The following is a 20,749-nucleotide window of genomic DNA, read 5'->3' on the forward strand; positions in this document are numbered from 1 at the left end:
AAACGACTTGCACCGGCGTGGAAATGTTCCGCAAACTGCTGGACCAAGGTCAAGCTGGCGACAACGTTGGTCTGCTGCTGCGCGGCACCAAGCGTGAAGACGTGCAACGTGGTCAAGTTCTGGCAAAACCAGGCTCGATCAAGCCGCATGCGCACTTCACCGGCGAGATCTATGTTCTGTCGAAAGACGAAGGCGGCCGTCATACGCCATTCTTCAACAACTATCGTCCACAGTTCTACTTCCGTACGACGGACGTAACCGGTTCGATCGAGTTGCCAGCAGACAAAGAAATGGTCATGCCAGGCGATAACGTGTCGATCACCGTCAAGCTGATCAACCCGATCGCGATGGAAGAAGGTCTGCGCTTCGCTATCCGCGAAGGCGGCCGTACCGTCGGCGCTGGTGTTGTTGCAAAAATCCTGGCTTAATTCTTAAGCCTGCATAAAAGAAGACGCGTCGTCGCCCGGCGCCCTTCTTTTTATTCAACTGCCGGGGTTGGCAAGCATTTTGGTGCTATCATGTCGACCCTGACGGTTGTTGCGTCAGAAATTCCCGTATGACCTCATTGCCGTGCAGACCGCGCGGTTCGTTCTTTTAAGGAAATATCATGTCGGCACCAAACCAAAAAATCCGTATCCGCCTGAAGGCTTTCGATTACAAACTGATCGACCAGTCCGCTCTGGAAATCGTTGAAACCGCGAAGCGCACCGGCGCTGTCGTCAAAGGCCCAGTACCACTGCCTACCCGTATTCAGCGTTTCGATGTGCTGCGTTCCCCGCACGTCAACAAAACTTCGCGCGATCAGTTCGAGATCCGTACGCACCAACGCCTGATGGACATCGTTGACCCAACGGACAAAACCGTTGACGCGCTGATGAAGCTGGACCTGCCAGCTGGTGTTGATGTCGAAATCAAACTGCAATAATAGTTTCAAGGGCAGCTGACAATACCCTAGCATCAGGTGTTGACAGCTGTTCCAGGCCGGCGGGGTGTCCCGCTGCCTGATGATGGGGCCGGGCCTGCTCACGATCGTGAGTGCGCCCGGCCCCATTGCTATTGGTGCATGCCCAACACGGGCGGCCCCGGCGCATGTGTGCAAAATCGCTTTACAGTGCCGCGGGCGGCCGATAAAGTTGCTGCATGCTTAATGCCCTCGATACCCACCTGTTAAACGCGACGCCCCGTCAGCGCTTGCGCGGCTGGCCGCGCTTCCTGACCGAATTTTTGTATTTCGGCATCAAGGAGGCGAGGTCGTGCCTGTTCGTGGGACTGTTTTTCGCTGCCGTGTTCCTGGTGCCGCGCGCCGGCCTGTTCGGCCTGCCGCGCTATGACGTGCTGCTGCTGGCGGCGCTGGCGATCCAGGGCGCGATGCTGTGGAGCGGATTGGAAACGTGGGATGAACTGAAAGCCATCTGCCTGTTTCATGCGGTCGGCTTTGCGCTGGAGGTGTTCAAGGTGTCGGGCACGATCCAGTCGTGGAGTTATCCCGACTTTGCCTACAGCAAGGTGTTCGGCGTCCCCCTGTTTTCCGGCTTCATGTATGCGGCCGTCGGCAGCTACATCATCCAGACCTGGCGCCTGCTCGACATGCGGATCCGCCACCATCCGCCGTACTGGATGGCGGTGCTGATCGCGCTGCTGATCTACGCCAACTTCTTCACGCATCACTACATCGGCGATTACCGCTGGTACCTGGCTGCCTGCGCGCTGGGCTTGTATGCGCGCACCACCGTGGTGTTCCGCCCGCTCGACCGCGACCGCAGCATGCCCTTGCTGCTCGGTTTCGTGCTGGTCGGCTTCTTTATCTGGCTGGCTGAAAACATCAGCACCTTCTGGGGCGTGTGGCGCTATCCGAACCAGCTTGGCGCCTGGTCGGTGGTGCATGTCAGCAAATGGAGTTCATGGTCGCTGCTGGTGGTGATGACGTTCACCATCGTGGCCCACCTCAAGCACATCAAGGCCAGCATCCACGTCGCCCAGCCGTAGGCCGGGCTCCGGGAGTTGCTTATTGCAGGCTGGCCGCCACCGCGTCGAAGCGATTGCCCAGCGCCGCCTGCGGGCCGCCTTGCAGCTGTTTGGCGTACTGGCGCAGCACTTCCGCCGAATACGTGCGCGAGGCGGGCGACAGCTTCGGCAGCAGCGGCAGCACGCGTTCCAGATAGCCCGTGCCTTCCTGCCATTTGCCTTGCGCGGCCAGCGCCGACGCCAGTTCCACCATGCGGCGGCCGACGCGCGCATCGCTGCGTGGCTGCGCCGTTTCTTCCGTGGCCAGCGCTTGCCGGTACAGCTGCTCCGCTTCGGCATTCTTGCCCTGCAAGCGCTTGACGCGGCCCAGGTTGTACTGGCGCTGCGAGAGGATATCCGCGCTGGCCCCGGCTTGCTCGGCGCTCTGCAGCGCTTTTACGCAAGCCAGCTCTGCTTCGCCAAGCTGGCCTTTGAGTTCGGCCGCGTTGCAGGCGTCTTGCTGTTCATTTGAGGTGGTGATCGTCGCTGGTGCCGCACAGGCGGCCAGCAGGCTGACAGCGCATAGCAGGCTGATGGTATGGGTCTTCATAGTCTCCTCGGACGGGTGTCAAACACGGTGTATCGGTGGAGTCATGCCATGATAAATATACTATAAGTTTTTTGGGGCTGGGCGGCTTTTCGCCGGCGCGCGGCAAGGCGCGCGATTGACGCCGCTTGCGTGCTTCAGGGATACTCCGGGTCTGTCCATTAATGCGTGCCGCCGCCATGTCCAAGACTGTCCTGATCGTGGAAGATGAACAGGCGATTGCCGACAGCATCGCCTATGCCTTGCGCACGGACGGCTTTACGCCGCGCCATGTGATGTTGGGCGAGCACGCCCTGGCCGCGCTGCGTCCAACGCCCGGCGAAGCCGCGCAGATGCCCGTTCTGGTGGTGCTCGACGTGGGCTTGCCCGACATGAGCGGGCTGGAAGTGTGCCGCCGGCTGCGCCAGTTTTCCGAGGTGCCGGTGATCTTCCTGACGGCCCGGAGCGACGAGATCGACCGCATCGTCGGCCTGGAAATCGGCGCCGATGATTACGTCACCAAACCGTTTTCGCCGCGCGAACTGGTGGCGCGCATCCGCGTCATCCTGCGCCGCGCCGGCGTCGTTCAGGTGCCCCGCGAGACTGGCATGACGATAGCCGCTGCCGTGACCGTGCCGGCACGCTTTGAATTGCGCGCGCTGGAGGCGAAAGTGCTATTTCACGGCCAGCCGCTGGACCTGACCCGCTATGAATACCTGCTGTTGAAAACCCTGCTCGAGCATCCGGGCCACGTGCTGTCGCGCGCGCAGCTGATGGAGCGCGTGTGGAGCGGTGCGCCCGACACGCTCGAGCGTACCGTCGATGCGCATGTCAAATCCTTGCGCGCCAAGCTGCGCGCCGTCGATGCGCAGGTCGACCCGATCCACACCCACCGTGGCCTCGGCTACAGCCTGGCTGGCGCATGAAGATCGGCCTGCGCATCCTGCTCGGCTACTTCCTGATCGTCGGCCTGGCCGCGTGGTTCCTGCTGAATGTCTTCATGGAGCAGGTCAAGCCTGGCGTGCGCTCGACCCTGGAAGACACGCTGGTCGATACCTCGCAACTGCTGGCCAGCCTGGTGGCGCCCGACCTGAAGGCGGGCACGCTGGCGCAGTCGCCCGTGGCCGAACGCATGCAGGATTACGCGCGCCATGGCGTGGACGTCAATATCAATGGCGTGCGCAAGCGCACGCTCGATTACCGCATCACCATCACGGACCGGCACGGCATCGTGCTGTTCGATTCCAGCGGGCGCGACGTGGGGCGCGACTATTCGCGCTGGAATGACGTGTATCTCACCTTGCAGGGCAAGTATGGCGCGCGCAGCACGCGCAGCCGGCCGGATGACGAGATGTCGACGGTGATGCACGTGGCCGCGCCGATTCGCGACGGCAATGTGGTGATCGGCGTGCTGACGGTGGCCAAGCCGAATGCCAGCGTACAAGCCTTTGTCGAGCGTAGCCAGCGCAAGATACTGCAGCGTGGCGCCGTGCTGTTGCTGCTGTCGCTGCTGATCGGCCTGGCATTCGCCTGGTGGCTGCACCATGCGCTGGGCAAGCTGATGCATTACATCGGCGACGTGGAGGCGGGCCGCAAGGTGGCGCTGCCGGCGCTGGGCAAGAACGAGATCGGCACCTTGGGACGCGCCCTGGAGGCGATGCGCACGCGCTTGGAGGGCAAGGAATATGTGGAGCAATTGATGCACACGCTGGCGCATGAATTGAAAAGCCCGATCGCCGCCATCCAGGCCTCGGCCGAGCTGCTGCAGGAAGACATGCCGCCGACCGAGCGCCGCCGCTTCCTGGCCAGTATCCTGGAACAGAATGCGCGCCAGCGGCAACTGATCGACAAGCTGCTGGCCCTCGTGCGCGTGGAAAAGCAGCAGCGCCTGGATAACCCCGAGCGCATCGCGCTGGCGCCCCTGCTGGCGCAAGTGGCGCAGGACGCGGCCGCCACCCTGGCGGCGCGCGGCGTGCGCCTGCAGCTGCAGGCCGACGAGGCGAATGTGGCCGGGGATGCCCTGCTGCTGCGCCAGGCGCTGGGTAACTTGCTCGACAACGCGGTCGGCTTTGCGCCACCGGGCAGCTGCATCGACCTGACGGCGCGGCGCCAGGGCATCCAGGTGGAAATTGCCGTGCGCGACCGGGGCGAGGGCATCCCCGCGTATGCGATCGAGCGCGTCTTCGAGCGCTTTTATTCTTTGCCGCGCCCGAGCGCCGGCAAGAGCACGGGCCTGGGCCTGCCCTTTGTGCGCGAAGTGGCTTCCCTGCATGGCGGCACGGTCGAGGTACTCAATCATGCGGAAGGCGGCGCCTGCGCGCGCCTGTGCCTGCCAATAGCCTAGCGCTTTTTATTTGCCGGCTTCACACGGACTGCATCGTTAGCGCATACAGTTTTTTTACACTGGCCACCTTACTTCAAGGATGCGCCATGCAAAAAACTCTCTTAGTCAAAGCGTTGATCGTGTTCGGCCTGATGCTGCTGATCGGCCTGCCTTTGCTGATGATTCAGGAAACGATCAAGGAGCGGATGGAATTCCGCCAGGAAGCCGTCAACAGCATCGCCGCCGATTCGGTACGCGAACAAACCATCATCGGCCCCATTCTGGTGATTCCCTACACGGAGCAGTATGAAGAGCGCGTGGAGGTGGCCAAGGGCGATGACAAGGAAGTGAAGTTACCCGTGCGCACGGAGTTGCTGCGCCGCACGGTGCAGCGCCGCTTGCTCGTGTATCCGAACGACCTGCAGATCAACGGCAATATCGAGACGGACCGCCGCTACCGCGGCATCCACCAGGTGCTGGTCTACAGCGGCCAGCACGCCTTCAAGGGTGACTTCACGGTGCCGGCCAGCAGCCAGCTGCCGCGCAAGTCGCCGGACTCGCGCGTGACCGTCGGTGCGCCTTTCGTGGCCTTGTCCATCGAGGACGTGCGCGGCATCCGCAATATCCCGAAAATTGACTGGGGCGGACAAAAGATCGAGTTCGAGCAGGGTACCGACCTGTTTGCCTTCCGCAGCGGCCTGCACGCGCCGCTGGGTGCCATGCCACTGGCGGCGGCGCAGCAGGTGCGCTTCAGCTTTGACCTGGGCCTCGATGGCATCGAACGCCAGCACTTCGTGCCGGTGGCCAAGAACAGCCAGATTCAGATCAAGTCGAACTGGCCCCATCCGCAATTTGGCGGGCGCTTCCTGCCGTCGCCGAAGAATCGCCAGATCGATGCCCACGGTTTCAATGTGGCGTGGAATATCTCGTCGCTGGCCACCAATGCGCAAACGCAGCTAAGCTCCATCGAGGGAGAATTCAAGGTGCCCGACAGTGCGCCGCTGGGCCAGGTGGACCGCTTCAGTGTCGGTTTCATCGAGCCGGTGAACGTGTATTCGCAATCGGACCGGGCCACGAAATATGGCTTGCTGTTCGTGGCGCTGACCTTTGCCGCCTTCTTCATCTTTGAAATTTTGAAGAGCCTGCCGATCCACCCGGTGCAGTATTTGCTGGTGGGCCTGTCGCTGGTGATCTTCTTCCTGCTGCTGGTGGGGCTGGCCGAGCACATCGCCTTCCTCGCCGCCTATCTGGCCGCCAGCGCCGCCTGTATCGCCCTGACCAGCTTCTATCTGGTGCACGTGCTGCACAACATGTGGCGCGGCATCGGCTTCGGCGTGGCCCTGACCTTGCTGTATGGCGCCCTGTATGGCTTGCTCAGCTCGGAAAACAATGCGCTGGTGATGGGCAGCATTCTGTTGTTCGCCGTGCTGGCCGTCATCATGGTGGCAACGCGCAAGGTGGACTGGTATCAGATTGGGAAGGGAGTACCGCAAGAGTAGGGGCTATGCGGGCGCCATGCGCCGCGATGCTTGCAGCCAGCCCGGACGGTGATGTGTCCGGGCTGTTTTTTTTGGTGGGACACGGGCGGCACCGATAATTGGTAGTTGGTTGGTATTGTTTACGGTATTCTATTGGCATTGCTTTTTAAGTAATGGCAGGCGCCGCGGCGTCTGCCCGGGGCGGTGCGAGGATGGCGTGTCGTCCTGGTTGTTCTTCCATCTGATAAAACGGAGATGAAATATGATCAAGAAAACGATGGCTTTCCTGTTTGCGCTGGGCCTGAGCGCCTCGTATGCATTTGCTGCCGGCGATGTCCCGCAGTGCTACAGCGAGTGCGGACAGAAAGTGGCCAATTGCCGGGCGCACCTCGGTGGCAGCCCCATCTGCGAGGACTTGTACGGGCATTGCCTGAGCAACTGCCAGCAGTAAGCTTCCCGGGCATCGCGCCCGGGATGGGGAAGGGCAGGGGGCGCACGCCGCGGCGCGCCCTGTATGTTTCTGGCGTCACCCGCCAGGGCGCATGCCGCCGTGCTTTGCGCCCGTCTAATTGCCTTGTGGCAGCGTTTTTCAGGCCCGCCGATAACTCCCGCAGGGGCGTCGCGCAACACTTTGACATACCTCGTGTTAACTTGTTGCGTCAAGGGTTTTTGTGCTATATACTAGCCGGCTTCGGTATGGATTCGTCTTTTTTGAGTCCTACGTTACTTTGTAGTTAAACAAGCCCCGCCCAATCGCAGGTGGGAATGGAGAAAAAATGAGCCTAGGCCTTCTCGGTCGCAAGGTTGGTATGATGCGCATTTTCACGGATGAAGGGGATTCGATCCCGGTCACCGTGTTGGACGTATCGAACAACCGTGTTGCGCAAATCAAAACCCCTGAAACAGATGGTTACTCCGCTGTTCAGGTCGCATTCGGTCAACGTCGCGCTTCCCGCGTGACCAAAGCTGTTGCTGGTCATCACGCTAAAGCTGGTGTTGAAGCCGGTACTCTGTTGAAAGAGTTCCGTGTCGACGCTGCTAAAGCCGCTGAACTGAAAGCTGGCGATGTTGTCGCGGCTTCCCTGTTCGAAGTCGGTCAAAAGATCGACGTGCAAGGCGTTACCATCGGTAAAGGCTATGCAGGCGTTATCAAACGTTACCACTTCGCTTCTGGCCGTGCAACGCACGGTAACTCGCGTTCGCACAACGTTCCAGGTTCCATCGGTATGGCACAAGATCCAGGTCGCGTTTTCCCTGGTAAGCGCATGACCGGTCATCTGGGTGACGTTAACCGTACGATCCAGAACCTCGTGATCGCCCGTATCGATGCCGACCGTCAGCTGTTGCTGGTCAAAGGTGCGATTCCAGGTGCGAAAAATGGCCAGGTAGTTGTCTCGCCAGCCATCAAAACCAAAGCCAAGAAGGGAGCTTAAACGATGGAACTCAAGCTTCTGAATGCGCAAGGTCAAGCCGCCTCGAACGTTGCTGCAGCCGATACGATTTTCGGCCGTGACTACAATGAAGCGCTGATCCACCAAGTCGTCATCGCTTATCAAGCGAATGCACGTAGTGGTAACCGCAAGCAAAAAGACCGTGAAGAAGTTCACCACACGACGAAAAAGCCATGGCGCCAAAAAGGTACCGGCCGCGCTCGTGCTGGTATGTCGTCGTCGCCACTGTGGCGCGGCGGTGGTCGGATTTTCCCGAACTCGCCTGACGAAAACTTCACCCACAAAGTGAACAAAAAAATGTATCGCGCAGGTATCTGCTCGATCCTGTCGCAGCTGGCTCGCGAAGAGCGCCTGATCGTCATCGACGATCTGACGATCGACGCGCCAAAAACCAAGCTGTTGTCGCAAAAATTGAACGGCCTGGGCTTTGATTCGGTTCTGATCATCACCGACGTTCTGAACGAAAACCTGGAACTGGCATCGCGCAACCTGCCTAACGTACTCGTCGTTGAGCCACGTCACGCAGACCCGATGTCCCTGGTGTTCTACAAGAAGATCCTGGTCACCAAAGCTGCATTGGCCAAGATTGAGGAGATGCTGGCATGAGCGCGATTTTGAAACATAGCGAAGAACGCTTGATGAAGGTGCTGTTGGCGCCCGTGATTTCCGAAAAGGCCACCATGGTCGCGGAAAAGAACGAGCAAATTGTATTCCGCGTACTGCCGGATGCAACCAAGCCTGAAATCAAGGCAGCGGTCGAACTGCTGTTCAAGGTTGAAGTTCTGTCCGTGCAAACTGCAAACCGCGAAGGTAAGCAAAAACGCACCGGCAAGTTCAACGGTCGTCGTAACCATACCAAGCGTGCTTTCGTGTGCCTGAAGCCTGGCCAGGAAATCAACTTCTCCGAGGAGGCTGCATAATGGCACTCGTTAAGATGAAACCAACCTCGCCAGGCCGTCGCGGCATGGTGAAGGTGGTGAATGCCGACCTGTACAAAGGTCGTCCGTTCGCTGCCCTGGTTGAAAAGAAATCCAAGACCGCTGGTCGTAACAACAACGGTCACATCACCACCCGTCATATCGGTGGTGGTCATAAGCAACACTATCGCTTGATCGACTTCAAGCGCACCAAAGATGGTATTCCAGCGAAAGTGGAACGTATCGAATACGATCCAAACCGCACCGCGAATATCGCTCTGTTGTGCTACGCCGACGGCGAACGTCACTACATCATCGCAACCAAAGGCATGGCCGTTGGCGACAGCGTGATGAACGGTTCGGAAGCACCGATCAAATCGGGTAACTGCTTGCCAATCCGTAACATCCCAGTCGGTACCGTGATGCATTGCGTCGAAATGCTGCCAGGTAAAGGTGCCCAAATGGCACGTACCGCTGGCGCTGGCGTTGTGCTGATGGCACGTGAAGGTACCTACGCTCAAGTGCGTCTGCGCTCGGGTGAAGTACGTCGCGTGCACATCGAGTGCCGTGCAACGGTTGGTGAAGTCGGCAATGCCGAGCACAGCCTGCGTAAAATCGGTAAAGCTGGTGCGATGCGCTGGCGCGGTGTTCGTCCTACCGTTCGCGGTGTGGTCATGAACCCGGTCGATCACCCGCACGGTGGTGGTGAAGGTAAAACAGCAGCTGGTCGTCATCCAGTTTCGCCTTGGGGCCAACAGACTAAGGGTAAGAAAACACGCAGCAACAAGCGTACTACTTCCATGATCGTCTCGCGCCGCGGCAAGAAATAAGGGGTAGCACATGACACGTTCATTGAAAAAAGGGCCGTTCTGTGACGCCCACCTGGTGAAAAAAGTTGAAGCCGCGCAAGCAGCCAAAGACAAAAAGCCAATCAAAACCTGGTCGCGTCGTTCGACAATCATGCCTGACTTTATCGGCCTGACGATCGCGGTTCATAACGGCAAGCTGCACGTGCCGGTTTATGTTTCCGAAAACATGGTTGGTCACAAGCTCGGCGAATTCGCACTGACCCGTACGTTCAAGGGCCATGCAGCTGACAAAAAGGCTAAGAAATAATGGAAACTAAAGCTATCCTCAAAGGTGTGCGCCTGTCGGACCAAAAGGGCCGCCTGGTTGCTGACCTGATCCGTGGCAAGAAAGTTGACGCTGCACTCAACATCTTGCAATTCAGCCCGAAAAAAGGTGCTGCGATCATCAAACGCGTTCTGGAATCCGCTATTGCGAATGCCGAGCACAATGATGGCGCGGACATCGACGAATTGTTCGTGAAAACGATCTACGTCGAAAAGGGCCCGGTCCTGAAGCGCTTCACCGCGCGTGCAAAAGGCCGTGGCGACCGTATTTCGAAACAATCCTGTCACGTTTACGTGACTGTCGGTAACTAAGGAGCCACGATGGGTCAGAAAATTCATCCAACCGGTTTCCGTCTGGCGGTCACCCGTAACTGGGCTTCGCGCTGGTATGCAGGCAACGGTAATTTCGCTGCCATGCTGAACGAAGACTTGAAAGCACGTGCTTACCTGAAAAAGAAACTGAAGAACGCTTCCGTTGGCCGCATCGTTATCGAGCGCCCAGCCAAGAACGCGCGCTTCACGATCTACAGCTCGCGTCCAGGCGTGGTCATTGGTAAAAAAGGCGAAGACATCGAAGTACTGAAGTCGGCGCTGACCAAGATCATGGGCGTACCTGTTCACGTGAACATCGAAGAAATTCGCAAGCCAGAAATCGACTCGCAACTGATCGCCGATTCGATCGCTCAGCAGCTGGAAAAACGGATCATGTTCCGCCGCGCCATGAAGCGTGCAATGCAAAATGCAATGCGCCTGGGTGCTCTCGGTATCAAGATCATGTCGTCCGGCCGTCTGAACGGTATCGAAATCGCGCGTAAAGAGTGGTACCGCGAAGGCCGCGTGCCTCTGCATACCCTGCGCGCCGATATCGACTACGGTACCAGCGAAGCGTCGACCACCTACGGCATCATCGGTGTCAAGGTGTGGGTATACAAAGGTGACCGCGCGCCTAACGGCGATGCACCAGTCATCGATACCCCAGCTGACGAGAAGAAAAGCCGCGGCCCACGCCGTGACGATGGCAAGCCAGCTGGCCGTCCACGTCCAGCCGGTGCCGGTGCGAAACCATCCACAGCACCAGGTGCACGTGTGCGTACCGCCGCTAAACCGGCCGCCGCAGCAGCACCAGCTGAGAAAGCAGGAGAATAATCATGCTGCAACCAGCACGCAGAAAGTATCGTAAAGAGCAGAAAGGCCGTAATACCGGTATTTCGCACAGCCGCGGCACCGCCGTGTCGTTTGGCGAATTCGGTCTGAAGGCAGTTGCGCGCGGTCGTATCACTGCGCGTCAAATTGAAGCGGCGCGTCGTGCAATGACGCGTCACATCAAGCGCGGTGGCCGTATCTGGATCCGTATTTTCCCGGACAAACCGATTTCGAACAAACCGGCTGAAGTCCGTATGGGTAACGGTAAGGGTAATCCTGAGTACTACGTCGCTGAAATTCAGCCAGGCAAAGTACTGTACGAAATGGATGGCGTTGATGAAGCGCTGGCACGGGAAGCATTCCGTCTTGCCGCCGCTAAACTGCCACTGGCGACGACGTTTGTCATCCGCCAAGTCGGCCAATAATTGGAGTTGTATATGAAAGCATCTGAACTCCGCGGCAAGGACCAGCCAGCTCTGCAAAAAGAGCTGAATGACCTGTTGAAGGCACAGTTCGGCCTGCGCATGCAAATCGCTACGCAGCAGCTGAGCAACACTTCGCAGCTCAAGAAGGTACGCCGCGATATCGCGCGTGTGAAGACGGTAATGAATCTGAAGGAAGCCAAATGAACGAACCAGTGAAACAGTCGCTCAAGCGCACGCTGATCGGTAAAGTGGTTTCGGACAAGATGGACAAGACCGTTACCGTTCTGATCGAGCGCCACGTAAAACATCCTTTGTATGGCAAGATCATCATGCGCTCGAACAAGTATCACGCGCATGACGAGACCAACCAAGTCAAGGCCGGTGATACGGTCGAGATCCAGGAAGGTCGCCCGATCTCCAAAACGAAGGCATGGACGGTGACACGTGTGGTTCAAGCCGCACCAACCGTTTAAATAAAAACCACCGTTTCGGCGGTGGGTTTTAATTAGTACTTGCAGGCCCGCAAATTGTATGTAATACTTGCGGGCTTCGTTCATGTAACGCCGCAAAGTGTCTGGCCACAGACAGTAGCATTCGCGGTCAGTTGATGTATGAAGGTCATGCACCCAAACAGTGAAGCCCAGCAGGGCGGCTCTGGCGGGACCAAGACTGACCGTGGGTCTACATTGTGTGGATTCTTCGGCTTAAGTTGGGAAAGAGAATACTATGATTCAAACTGAAAGCCGGCTCGAAGTGGCTGACAATACCGGTGCCAAAGAAGTAATGTGCATCAAGGTATTGGGCGGCTCCAAGCGCCGTTATGCTGGCATTGGCGATGTGATCAAGGTAACCGTTAAGGTTGCTGCGCCACGTGGCCGTGTCAAAAAAGGTGAAATTTATAACGCCGTGGTTGTGCGCACCGCTAAAGGTGTTCGCCGCCAAGACGGTTCCCTGGTGAAGTTCGACGGCAATGCCGCCGTTCTGTTGAACGCCAAGCTGGAACCGATCGGTACCCGTATTTTTGGACCTGTCACGCGCGAACTGCGCACTGAGAAGTTCATGAAAATCGTGTCCCTGGCACCGGAAGTCCTGTAAGGAGTCGTAATGGATAAGATTCGTAAAAACGACGAAGTCATCGTTCTGACCGGGAAAGACAAGGGCAAACGTGGTGTGGTACAGCAGCGTATCGATGCTGAACATATCGTGGTTGACGGCATTAACATCGCTAAAAAAGCGACTAAGCCAAACCCGATGACTGGCGTAACTGGTGGTATCGTCGATAAGACCATGCCAATTCACGTGTCCAACGTTGCATTGTTTAATGCAGCGACTGGCAAGGCAGATCGCGTGGGTTTCAAAGAAGTGGACGGCAAGAAAGTCCGCATCTTTAAATCCTCCGGCGAAGTAGTGAAGGCTTAAGAAATCATGGCACGTCTCCAAGAATTCTATAAAGAAAAAGTCGTTGCCGACCTGACCAGCAAGTTTGGTTACAAGTCGGTAATGGAAGTTCCACGCCTGACCAAGATCACCCTGAACATGGGTGTTGGTGAGGCTATCGCGGATAAAAAAGTTCTCGAGCACGCAGTTGCTGACTTGACCAAGATCGCCGGCCAGAAGCCAGTGACCACCAAGTCCCGCAAAGCGATCGCAGGCTTCAAAATCCGTGAAGGTTACCCGATCGGTACGATGGTCACCCTGCGCGGCGCTCGCATGTACGAGTTCCTGGATCGCTTCATTACCGTGGCTCTGCCGCGCGTACGCGATTTCCGTGGTGTGAACGGCCGTGCATTTGATGGTCGTGGCAACTACAACATCGGTGTCAAGGAACAGATCATTTTCCCTGAAATCGAATACGACAAGATTGACGCGTTGCGCGGTATGAATATCAGCATCACGACAACCGCTAAGACCGATGACGAAGCCAAAGCTTTGCTCGCCGCCTTTAAATTCCCTTTCAGGAACTGATCATGGCCAAACTGTCACTGATTAATCGTGAGATCAAGCGTGCTGACCTGGTGGCGAAATTCGCCCCTAAGCGCGAAGCTCTCAAGGCCATCGTCGATGACCAATCGAAATCGGAAGAAGAGCGCTACGAAGCTCGCCTGAAATTGCAGGCGCTGCCACGTAACTCGAACCCGACGCGTCAACGTAACCGTTGCGCCATCACTGGTCGTCCGCGCGGCACATTCCGTAAATTCGGTCTGGGTCGTATCAAGCTCCGTGAATTCGCCATGCGTGGTGAAATTCCGGGTATGACAAAAGCAAGCTGGTAATAGGAGAATATGCAATGAGTATGAGCGATCCTATCGCCGATATGCTGACCCGCATTCGCAATGCACAAGGCGTGCAAAAGACGACCGTGGCCATGCCATCGTCGAAAGTCAAAATTGCGATTGCCAGCGTCCTGAAGGACGAGGGTTACATTGAAGATTTCGCTGTTGCCGAAGCTGGTGGCAAAGCGGAACTGAAAATCGGTTTGAAGTATTATGTTGGCCGTCCCGTTATTGAGCGCTTGGAGCGCGTGTCCCGTCCGGGTCTGCGCGTCTACAAGGGTAAAGACGAGATCCCTGTTGTGATGAATGGCTTGGGTGTGGCGATCGTGTCGACTCCGCAAGGCGTCATGACTGACCGCAAAGCACGCGCTACCGGTGTCGGCGGCGAAGTTATTTGCTACGTGGCTTAAGGAGTTACACATGTCTCGAGTAGCTAAAATGCCTATCGTAGTGCCAGCTGGCGCCGAAGTCGCCATCTCCGCACAAGCGATCACCGTAAAAGGCCCGCTGGGCGTACTTTCCCAGGCCCTCACCGGCCAGGTCAAAGTGGAAAACAATGCAGGAACCCTGAGTTTCGACGTGGCGAACGACAGCCGCGAAGCCAATGCCATGTCCGGCACGCTGCGCGCACTGGTCAACAACATGGTTGTTGGCGTCACCAAGGGTTTCGAGAAAAAGCTGAACCTGGTAGGCGTGGGTTACAAGGCGCAAGCTCAAGGCGACAAGTTGAATCTGTCCCTGGGTTTCTCGCACCCTGTAGTGCATGACATGCCAGCCGGCGTTACCTGCGCAACACCAACCCCGACCGAGATCCTGATTAAAGGTATCGACCGTCAACAGGTTGGCCAGGTAGCCGCTGAAGTTCGTGCTTACCGCGCTCCTGAGCCTTATAAAGGCAAGGGCGTTCGCTATGCGGACGAAGTGGTTAAGCTTAAAGAAACCAAGAAGAAGTAATTAGGGGCTGACGATGGATAAGAAAGAATCACGGCTTCGCCGCGGACGCCAAACCCGCATCAAGATTGCGGAATTGAAAGTAAATCGCTTGTCGGTGCATCGCACCAACCTGCACATTTACGCCAACCTGATCAGCCCGGACGCTAAAGTCCTGGTTTCGGCCTCGACGGCTGAAGCGGAAGTTCGCGCTGAACTGGCAGGCCAATCCGGCAAAGGCGGCAATGCCGCTGCTGCAGCCTTGATCGGCAAGCGCGTCGCTGAAAAAGCGTTGAAAGCAGGGATTACCGAAGTTGCGTTTGACCGCTCCGGTTTCCGTTACCACGGCCGTGTGAAAGCGTTGGCAGAAGCCGCACGCGAAGCCGGTCTGAAGTTCTAAGGATCAATCATGGCAAAAATGCAAGCAAAAATGCAAAGCGACAAGCCGGATGATGGCATGCGCGAAAAAATGATCGCGATCAACCGCGTGACCAAAGTGGTCAAGGGTGGTCGTATCATGGGTTTCGCCGCGCTGACCGTAGTTGGTGATGGCGATGGCCGCGTCGGCATGGGCAAGGGCAAATCGAAAGAAGTGCCAGTTGGCGTGCAGAAGGCAATGGAAGAAGCCCGTCGCAACCTGATCAAAGTACCGCTCAAAAACGGTACCTTGCATCACACGGTTGTTGGTCGTCACGGCGCCTCCAAGGTCCTGATGAACCCAGCTAAGCCTGGTACTGGCGTTATCGCTGGTGGCGCAATGCGCGCTATCTTCGAAGTGATGGGCGTGACGGACGTGGTGGCGAAATCCACCGGTTCGAACAACCCATACAACCTGGTACGCGCTACGCTGGACGGCCTGTCGAAAATGAGCACTGCTTCCGATATCGCTGCCAAACGCGGCAAGTCGGTCGAAGACATTCTGGCTTAAGGTGGACAAAATGACAAACACAGTCAAAGTGCAATTGGTCAAGGGCTTGATCGGTACGCGCGAATCGCATCGCGCTACCGTGCGCGGTCTGGGTCTGCGTCGTGTAAATTCGGTTTCCGAATTGCAAGACACCCCATCCGTACGCGGCATGATCAATAAAGTATCGTATCTCGTTAAAGTTGTCGGGTAAGCCTTCGGGCTTACACGAACGGAGCAAATCATGGAATTGAATACTATTGCACCAGCCGAAGGCGCTAAGCACTACAAGCGTCGCGTCGGTCGCGGTATCGGCTCCGGCCTGGGTAAAACCTCGGGTCGTGGTCACAAAGGTCAGAAATCGCGTTCGGGCGGCTTTCATAAAGTCGGTTTCGAAGGCGGTCAGATGCCTCTGCAACGCCGTCTGCCTAAGCGCGGTTTCAAATCGATGCACGCAACCTTCAAAGCTGAAGTGCGCCTGTCCGATCTGAACAACCTGGCTGTTGGCGATGTCGACATTCTGGTCTTGAAGCAAGCTGGCGTTCTGGGCGTGTTGGCCCGTGACGTGCGCGTGATCTTGTCCGGCGAAATCACCAAAGCGGTGAATTTGAAGGGCTTGAAAGTGTCCGCTGGCGCGAAAGCAGCCATCGAAGCAGCCGGCGGCTCGGTAGCCTGAGTTGACCGCTAACAGCTTGATCGGAGCGAAAATTGGCGACTAATCCACAACTTGCTAAAAGTGCAGCGGCCGGTTTCCCTTGGGGACGGCTCTGGTTTTTGCTTGGCGCATTGGTGGTTTATCGTATCGGTGCTCACGTCCCGGTTCCCGGGATTGACCCGACACAATTAGCCTCGCTGTTCAAGGAGCACGAAGGCGGCGTCCTGGGCATGTTCAACATGTTCTCGGGCGGTGCCTTGTCTCGTTTTACAGTGTTTGCGCTGGGTATCATGCCTTATATCTCGGCCTCGATCATCATGCAATTGCTGTCGATCGTGTCACCGCAGATGGAAGCGTTGAAAAAAGAAGGCGAAGCAGGTCGTCGCAAGATCACCCAGTACACCCGGTATTTCACGGTTGCCCTGGCACTGTTCCAAGCGTTAGGCATTGCAGTCGCACTGGAGTCGCAAGCTGGTCTGGTGTTGGAACCTGGTCTTGCATTCCGCTTCGTGACGGTCGTCACTTTGTTGACCGGAACAATGTTTTTGATGTGGTTGGGTGAGCAAATTACCGAGCGTGGCTTGGGGAATGGCATCTCGATCATCATTTTTGCCGGGATTGCAGCAGGTCTGCCGTCGGCGTTGGGTGGCTTGTTCACTCAGGTGTCGAATGGTTCGATCGGCAGCTTCAGCGCGATTTTCATCGTGATCCTGGTAGCACTGGTAACGTACTTCGTTGTATTCGTTGAACGTGGTCAGCGCAAAATATTGGTCAATTACGCGAAGCGCCAGGTAGGCAACAAGATTTATGGCGGTCAAACCAGCCATTTGCCGTTGAAGCTGAACATGGCCGGCGTGATCCCGCCGATCTTTGCTTCTTCGATCATCTTGTTCCCGGCCACTATCGTGGACTGGTTTTCAAAGGGCGCCGACAACGCTAACCCTGCGGTGCGGTTCTTGAAAGATTTGGCAGCATCGATGGGGCCTGGTGAGCCTATCCATGCGCTGTTGTACGCAGTGGCGATCGTGTTTTTCTGTTTCTTCTATACAGCGCTGGTCTTTAACAGCAAGGAAACAGCGGATAACTTGAAGAAAAGCGGTGCGTTCATTCCCGGGATCCGTCCAGGCGAGCAGACAGCCCGTTACATCGACAAGATCCTGACACGCTTGACACTTGCCGGCGCAGTCTACATCACCCTGGTGTGTTTATTGCCGGAATTTATGCAAGCCCAGTGGAAAGTACCATTCTATTTCGGCGGTACTTCTTTATTGATTATTGTAGTTGTCACCATGGATTTCATGGCGCAAGTACAGAACTACGTGATGTCGCAGCAATATGATTCGCTGCTGCGCAAAGCAAATTTCAAGGGCGGAATTCCGACGCGTTAAGCGCGGTAAACATACCGAATGGCAAAAGACGACGTCATACAGATGCAGGGCGAGATTCTTGAGAATCTCCCAAATGCAACATTTCGAGTGAAGCTGGAGAACGGACACGTGGTGCTCGGGCATATTTCAGGTAAAATGCGGATGAACTATATTCGCATTCTCCCTGGAGACAAGGTGACGGTGGAGTTAACGCCGTACGACCTGAGCCGAGCCCGCATTGTGTTCCGTACCAAGTAACACACTGAATCAAACCAAAGAAGCGAAAGAAAGAGCCCAAAAATGAAAGTTCTCGCATCAGTCAAGCGGATCTGCCGCAACTGCAAGATCATCAAGCGCAAAGGCGTAGTCCGCGTTATCTGCGTGGAACCACGTCACAAGCAGCGTCAAGGTTAATCGAGGAATAACAAATGGCACGTATTGCAGGGGTTAATATCCCAAATCATCAGCATACCGTTATCGGCCTGACGGCCATCTACGGTGTGGGCCGTCCACGCGCAGAGAAAATCTGTGCATCGACCGGTGTAGCAACCAACAAAAAGATCAAAGATCTGGATGACAGCGAACTGGAAAAGCTGCGCGATGAAGTAGGTAAATTCATCGTCGAAGGCGATCTGCGTCGTGAACTGTCCATGAACATCAAGCGTTTGATGGATCTGGGTTGCTACCGCGGCATGCGTCATCGTAAGGGTCTGCCTTGCCGTGGCCAGCGTACGCGTACGAACGCACGTACCCGCAAGGGACCGCGTAAAGCCGCTCAATCGCTGAAAAAATAATCCGCTAGGGAATAATTATGGCTAAGTCGCAAAATAACGCCGCATCAGCACGCGTGCGTAAAAAAGTTAAAAAGAACGTCGCTGAAGGCATCGCACATGTCCACGCTTCGTTCAATAACACCATCATTACCATCACCGATCGTCAAGGCAATGCCTTGTCGTGGGCTACCTCCGGCGGTGCAGGCTTCAAGGGTTCGCGTAAATCGACCCCGTTCGCAGCGCAGGTCGCCGCGGAAGCCGCTGGTAAAGTGGCTGTTGAGTGTGGCGTGAAGAACCTGGAAGTACGTATCAAGGGCCCAGGTCCTGGTCGTGAATCCGCCGTTCGCGCGCTGAACAACCTGGGCATCAAGATCACCGAGATCCAGGACGTGACGCCGGTACCGCACAACGGTTGCCGTCCACCGAAACGTCGTCGTATCTAAGATAGTGTTGCAGAGGGCGCTTCGGCGCCAGCTGCTTTGCTGTCTGTTGTAACTCAGTACAGTTGTGTGAAAACGCTGGAGCAGGGAGCCGGAAACGGTTATACTGCCCGGCTGTTCTTGCCTGTCAAATTCTGTTTGACGGGTTTTTCGTTTTCAGCCACCGTCTGATTGAAACCAAATCAGACTAGCGCCTAACCGCATCAGTGTGTTTGATCATGCATGTGGCTGGGGCGTTATCATTTAAAAAAAGGAAGTATCGTGGCACGTTATATCGGACCTAAAGCAAAACTTTCCCGCCGTGAAGGTACAGACCTGTTCCTGAAGAGCGCACGTCGCTCGCTGGACAGCAAGTGCAAACTGGACGTCAAGCCAGGCCAACACGGTGTCAAATCCGGCGCCCGCACCTCGGACTACGGTAACCAACTGCGCGAAAAGCAAAAAGTCAAGCGCATGTACGGCGTGCTGGAACGTCAATTCCGCCGCTACTTCGCTGAAGCAGACCGTCGTAAAGGCAACACCGGCGAAACGCTGTTGAAGTTGCTGGAAACGCGTCTGGACAACGTTTGCTACCGCATGGGCTTTGGCTCGACCCGCGCTGAAGCGCGTCAATTGGTCAGCCACAAAGCGTTCACCGTGAACGGTATCGTTGTGAACATCGCTTCGTACGCAGTCAAAGTTGGCGACATCGTTGCTGTTCGTGAAAAATCGAAAAAGCAAGTGCGTATCGTTGAAGCACTGTCGCTGGCTGAACAAGTTGGTATGCCTAGCTGGGTTTCGGTTGATGCCAAGAAAATGGAAGGTACTTTCAAGTCCCTGCCAGAGCGTAACGAAATCGCTAACGACGTCAACGAATCGCTGATCGTCGAGCTGTACTCGCGTTAATAGCAGTTAGCACCATCACCGCCCACTCGTTTTCTTTCGGGTGGGCGTTTTACTAATGCCATCAGCCTTATCGGTGTAATGAGCCGAGGGTATTGAAAAGGACATTTCATGCAAAACAGTTTGTTGAAGCCACGTATTATCGATGTTGAAGCTCTCGGTGCAGGTCACGCCAAGGTCGTGATGGAACCGTTCGAGCGCGGCTATGGCCACACATTGGGTAACGCGTTGCGCCGCGTTCTGCTGTCGTCGATGGTAGGCTACGCGCCGACCGAAGTGACGATCGCTGGCGTCGTCCACGAATATTCCTCCCTCGATGGCGTGCAAGAAGACGTCGTCGATCTGTTGCTGAACTTGAAGGGTGTGGTTTTCAAAGTCCATAACCGCGATTCGGTAACCCTGACCCTGAAAAAAGAAGGCGAAGGAGCGATCCTGGCCTCCGATATCGACCTGCCGCATGACGTCGAACTGATCAACCCTGACCACGTGATCGCCCACCTGACCGCTGGTGGCAAGCTGGACATGCAGATCAAGGTTGAGAAAGGCCGCGGCTACGTTCCTGGTAACGTGCGTCGCCTGTCGGAAGACACGAACAAGACCATCGGCCGCATCATTCTGGATGCGTCGTTCTCGCCAGTGCGCCGCGTATCGTACTTCGTTGAATCGGCCCGCGTTGAACAGCGTACCGACCTGGACAAGCTGATCATCAACATCGAAACCAACGGCGTGATCTCGCCGGAAGAAGCGATCCGCCAGTCGGCCCGCGTCCTGGTGGACCAGTTGAATGTGTTCGCTGCCCTGGAAGGCACGGAAGCCGCCGCCGAAGCGCCATCGCGCGCTCCGCTGGTCGATCCTATCCTGTTGCGTCCAGTCGACGACCTGGAGTTGACCGTGCGTTCGGCGAACTGCCTGAAAGCGGAAAACATCTACTACATCGGCGACCTGATCCAACGTTCGGAAAACGAACTGCTGAAAACGCCAAATCTGGGCCGCAAGTCCCTGAACGAAATCAAGGAAGTGCTGGCATCGCGCGGCTTGACCTTGGGCATGAAGCTGGAAAACTGGCCGCCTGCCGGCCTGGAAAAGTAATCGCGGTAAAAGCAAGTTGTAGCAAACTGCCTGGGA

General features: G+C 56.5%; 35 protein-coding genes. 34 read left to right on the forward strand and 1 reads right to left on the reverse strand.

Translation table 11 applies throughout. The features are described from left to right. The 3 genes from CSQ91_RS24025 to CSQ91_RS24035 all read left to right on the forward strand — a co-directional run. Positions 1 to 428: EF-Tu/IF-2/RF-3 family GTPase (locus CSQ91_RS24025; RefSeq protein ID WP_099389845.1), on the forward strand; the 428-nt coding region annotated here is incomplete at its 5' end. Between the two features lie 179 nt (positions 429 to 607). Beyond that, on the forward strand, positions 608 to 925 hold the full coding sequence (gene rpsJ, locus CSQ91_RS24030) for a 30S ribosomal protein S10 (protein ID WP_010394389.1): 318 nt from the start codon (positions 608 to 610) through the stop codon (positions 923 to 925). A gap of 215 nt (positions 926 to 1,140) precedes the next feature. Further along, positions 1,141 to 1,986, forward strand: a complete 846-nt coding sequence (locus tag CSQ91_RS24035) for a DUF817 domain-containing protein (RefSeq protein ID WP_034778270.1) — start codon at positions 1,141 to 1,143, stop codon at positions 1,984 to 1,986. A 19-nt stretch (positions 1,987 to 2,005) separates the two neighbouring features. Here the strand turns inward: CSQ91_RS24035 and CSQ91_RS24040 are convergent, their stop codons facing one another. After that, a complete protein-coding gene (locus CSQ91_RS24040; protein WP_099389846.1) occupies positions 2,006 to 2,554 on the reverse strand; it encodes a tetratricopeptide repeat protein in 549 nt (182 codons plus the stop codon). 176 nt (positions 2,555 to 2,730) lie between these two features. Between CSQ91_RS24040 and creB the strand changes: the two genes are divergently transcribed. From creB to CSQ91_RS24195, 31 genes are all read left to right on the forward strand, one after another. Next, positions 2,731 to 3,456: a two-component system response regulator CreB gene (gene creB, locus CSQ91_RS24045; protein WP_070279010.1), complete on the forward strand. Its 726-nt coding sequence runs from the start codon at positions 2,731 to 2,733 to the stop codon at positions 3,454 to 3,456. Beyond that, the gene (gene creC / locus CSQ91_RS24050; protein ID WP_099389847.1) at positions 3,453 to 4,874 is read left to right on the forward strand and encodes a two-component system sensor histidine kinase CreC; all 1,422 of its coding nucleotides are present in this window, start codon (positions 3,453 to 3,455) and stop codon (positions 4,872 to 4,874) included. Before creB ends, creC begins: the two co-directional genes overlap by 4 nt. A gap of 86 nt (positions 4,875 to 4,960) precedes the next feature. After that, on the forward strand, positions 4,961 to 6,352 hold the full coding sequence (creD, locus tag CSQ91_RS24055; protein ID WP_034778274.1) for a cell envelope integrity protein CreD: 1,392 nt from the start codon (positions 4,961 to 4,963) through the stop codon (positions 6,350 to 6,352). 241 nt (positions 6,353 to 6,593) lie between these two features. After that, a complete protein-coding gene (locus CSQ91_RS24060) occupies positions 6,594 to 6,782 on the forward strand; it encodes a hypothetical protein (RefSeq protein ID WP_099389848.1) in 189 nt (62 codons plus the stop codon). A gap of 325 nt (positions 6,783 to 7,107) precedes the next feature. Next, positions 7,108 to 7,764 (forward strand): 50S ribosomal protein L3, encoded by a 657-nt coding sequence (gene rplC / locus CSQ91_RS24065; protein ID WP_010394393.1) that lies wholly within the window; start codon positions 7,108 to 7,110, stop codon positions 7,762 to 7,764. A 3-nt stretch (positions 7,765 to 7,767) separates the two neighbouring features. Further along, positions 7,768 to 8,388, forward strand: coding sequence for a 50S ribosomal protein L4 (gene rplD / locus CSQ91_RS24070; protein WP_034753197.1), 621 nt, complete (start codon positions 7,768 to 7,770; stop codon positions 8,386 to 8,388). Then, positions 8,385 to 8,702: a 50S ribosomal protein L23 gene (gene rplW, locus CSQ91_RS24075; protein WP_010394398.1), complete on the forward strand. Its 318-nt coding sequence runs from the start codon at positions 8,385 to 8,387 to the stop codon at positions 8,700 to 8,702. Before rplD ends, rplW begins: the two co-directional genes overlap by 4 nt. After that, positions 8,702 to 9,529 (forward strand): 50S ribosomal protein L2, encoded by an 828-nt coding sequence (gene rplB / locus CSQ91_RS24080; protein ID WP_034753198.1) that lies wholly within the window; start codon positions 8,702 to 8,704, stop codon positions 9,527 to 9,529. Before rplW ends, rplB begins: the two co-directional genes overlap by 1 nt. A gap of 10 nt (positions 9,530 to 9,539) precedes the next feature. Further along, positions 9,540 to 9,815, forward strand: a complete 276-nt coding sequence (rpsS, locus tag CSQ91_RS24085; protein WP_008444295.1) for a 30S ribosomal protein S19 — start codon at positions 9,540 to 9,542, stop codon at positions 9,813 to 9,815. Then, complete coding sequence (rplV, locus tag CSQ91_RS24090) at positions 9,812 to 10,144, forward strand: 50S ribosomal protein L22 (RefSeq protein WP_170840583.1); 333 nt, start codon at positions 9,812 to 9,814, stop codon at positions 10,142 to 10,144. The genes rpsS and rplV overlap by 4 nt, the downstream gene beginning before the upstream one ends. Positions 10,145 to 10,153: 9 nt before the next feature. Beyond that, complete coding sequence (gene rpsC / locus CSQ91_RS24095; protein ID WP_034753199.1) at positions 10,154 to 10,978, forward strand: 30S ribosomal protein S3; 825 nt, start codon at positions 10,154 to 10,156, stop codon at positions 10,976 to 10,978. A 2-nt stretch (positions 10,979 to 10,980) separates the two neighbouring features. Continuing rightward, positions 10,981 to 11,400, forward strand: a complete 420-nt coding sequence (gene rplP / locus CSQ91_RS24100; RefSeq protein WP_034753201.1) for a 50S ribosomal protein L16 — start codon at positions 10,981 to 10,983, stop codon at positions 11,398 to 11,400. A 12-nt stretch (positions 11,401 to 11,412) separates the two neighbouring features. Then, positions 11,413 to 11,604 carry a 50S ribosomal protein L29 gene (rpmC, locus tag CSQ91_RS24105; RefSeq protein ID WP_010394412.1) on the forward strand — a complete coding sequence of 64 codons (192 nt, stop codon included), beginning with the start codon at positions 11,413 to 11,415 and terminating at the stop codon, positions 11,602 to 11,604. After that, on the forward strand, positions 11,601 to 11,873 hold the full coding sequence (rpsQ, locus tag CSQ91_RS24110) for a 30S ribosomal protein S17 (protein ID WP_010394415.1): 273 nt from the start codon (positions 11,601 to 11,603) through the stop codon (positions 11,871 to 11,873). The genes rpmC and rpsQ overlap by 4 nt, the downstream gene beginning before the upstream one ends. 253 nt (positions 11,874 to 12,126) lie before the next feature. Next, a complete protein-coding gene (rplN, locus tag CSQ91_RS24115) occupies positions 12,127 to 12,495 on the forward strand; it encodes a 50S ribosomal protein L14 (RefSeq protein ID WP_008444317.1) in 369 nt (122 codons plus the stop codon). Between the two features lie 9 nt (positions 12,496 to 12,504). Continuing rightward, positions 12,505 to 12,819 (forward strand): 50S ribosomal protein L24, encoded by a 315-nt coding sequence (rplX, locus tag CSQ91_RS24120; RefSeq protein ID WP_034753204.1) that lies wholly within the window; start codon positions 12,505 to 12,507, stop codon positions 12,817 to 12,819. 6 nt (positions 12,820 to 12,825) lie between these two features. Continuing rightward, positions 12,826 to 13,365, forward strand: coding sequence for a 50S ribosomal protein L5 (gene rplE / locus CSQ91_RS24125; RefSeq protein ID WP_010394421.1), 540 nt, complete (start codon positions 12,826 to 12,828; stop codon positions 13,363 to 13,365). Positions 13,366 to 13,367: 2 nt separating this feature from the next. Next, on the forward strand, positions 13,368 to 13,673 hold the full coding sequence (gene rpsN, locus CSQ91_RS24130) for a 30S ribosomal protein S14 (protein WP_010394423.1): 306 nt from the start codon (positions 13,368 to 13,370) through the stop codon (positions 13,671 to 13,673). 14 nt (positions 13,674 to 13,687) lie between these two features. Then, positions 13,688 to 14,083, forward strand: a complete 396-nt coding sequence (rpsH, locus tag CSQ91_RS24135; RefSeq protein WP_034753208.1) for a 30S ribosomal protein S8 — start codon at positions 13,688 to 13,690, stop codon at positions 14,081 to 14,083. A 10-nt stretch (positions 14,084 to 14,093) separates the two neighbouring features. Further along, positions 14,094 to 14,627, forward strand: a complete 534-nt coding sequence (gene rplF, locus CSQ91_RS24140) for a 50S ribosomal protein L6 (protein ID WP_034778281.1) — start codon at positions 14,094 to 14,096, stop codon at positions 14,625 to 14,627. A gap of 13 nt (positions 14,628 to 14,640) precedes the next feature. Further along, positions 14,641 to 15,003 carry a 50S ribosomal protein L18 gene (rplR, locus tag CSQ91_RS24145; protein ID WP_010394431.1) on the forward strand — a complete coding sequence of 121 codons (363 nt, stop codon included), beginning with the start codon at positions 14,641 to 14,643 and terminating at the stop codon, positions 15,001 to 15,003. 9 nt (positions 15,004 to 15,012) lie between these two features. Then, positions 15,013 to 15,531, forward strand: coding sequence for a 30S ribosomal protein S5 (rpsE, locus tag CSQ91_RS24150; RefSeq protein WP_010394433.1), 519 nt, complete (start codon positions 15,013 to 15,015; stop codon positions 15,529 to 15,531). A 10-nt stretch (positions 15,532 to 15,541) separates the two neighbouring features. Beyond that, entirely contained in the window at positions 15,542 to 15,721 is a 180-nt protein-coding gene (gene rpmD, locus CSQ91_RS24155; protein WP_010394435.1) for a 50S ribosomal protein L30, read from the forward strand. A 30-nt stretch (positions 15,722 to 15,751) separates the two neighbouring features. Then, positions 15,752 to 16,183, forward strand: a complete 432-nt coding sequence (rplO, locus tag CSQ91_RS24160) for a 50S ribosomal protein L15 (protein WP_034753211.1) — start codon at positions 15,752 to 15,754, stop codon at positions 16,181 to 16,183. 32 nt (positions 16,184 to 16,215) lie between these two features. Continuing rightward, complete coding sequence (secY, locus tag CSQ91_RS24165) at positions 16,216 to 17,550, forward strand: preprotein translocase subunit SecY (RefSeq protein ID WP_010394438.1); 1,335 nt, start codon at positions 16,216 to 16,218, stop codon at positions 17,548 to 17,550. 18 nt (positions 17,551 to 17,568) lie between these two features. Further along, entirely contained in the window at positions 17,569 to 17,787 is a 219-nt protein-coding gene (gene infA, locus CSQ91_RS24170; RefSeq protein ID WP_005663428.1) for a translation initiation factor IF-1, read from the forward strand. A gap of 42 nt (positions 17,788 to 17,829) precedes the next feature. After that, positions 17,830 to 17,943 carry a 50S ribosomal protein L36 gene (gene rpmJ, locus CSQ91_RS24175; protein ID WP_010394471.1) on the forward strand — a complete coding sequence of 38 codons (114 nt, stop codon included), beginning with the start codon at positions 17,830 to 17,832 and terminating at the stop codon, positions 17,941 to 17,943. 14 nt (positions 17,944 to 17,957) lie between these two features. Then, positions 17,958 to 18,323 carry a 30S ribosomal protein S13 gene (gene rpsM, locus CSQ91_RS24180; protein WP_046681666.1) on the forward strand — a complete coding sequence of 122 codons (366 nt, stop codon included), beginning with the start codon at positions 17,958 to 17,960 and terminating at the stop codon, positions 18,321 to 18,323. A 17-nt stretch (positions 18,324 to 18,340) separates the two neighbouring features. Beyond that, entirely contained in the window at positions 18,341 to 18,745 is a 405-nt protein-coding gene (gene rpsK / locus CSQ91_RS24185; RefSeq protein WP_010394475.1) for a 30S ribosomal protein S11, read from the forward strand. Positions 18,746 to 19,003: 258 nt separating this feature from the next. After that, on the forward strand, positions 19,004 to 19,627 hold the full coding sequence (rpsD, locus tag CSQ91_RS24190; protein ID WP_010394478.1) for a 30S ribosomal protein S4: 624 nt from the start codon (positions 19,004 to 19,006) through the stop codon (positions 19,625 to 19,627). Positions 19,628 to 19,735: 108 nt separating this feature from the next. Then, the gene (locus CSQ91_RS24195; RefSeq protein ID WP_008444343.1) at positions 19,736 to 20,713 is read left to right on the forward strand and encodes a DNA-directed RNA polymerase subunit alpha; all 978 of its coding nucleotides are present in this window, start codon (positions 19,736 to 19,738) and stop codon (positions 20,711 to 20,713) included. The last annotated feature ends 36 nt before the right edge of the window (positions 20,714 to 20,749 follow it).

The sequence above is a fragment of the Janthinobacterium sp. BJB301 genome, from assembly GCF_002735685.1.
Lineage (GTDB): Bacteria > Pseudomonadota > Gammaproteobacteria > Burkholderiales > Burkholderiaceae_D > Janthinobacterium > Janthinobacterium lividum.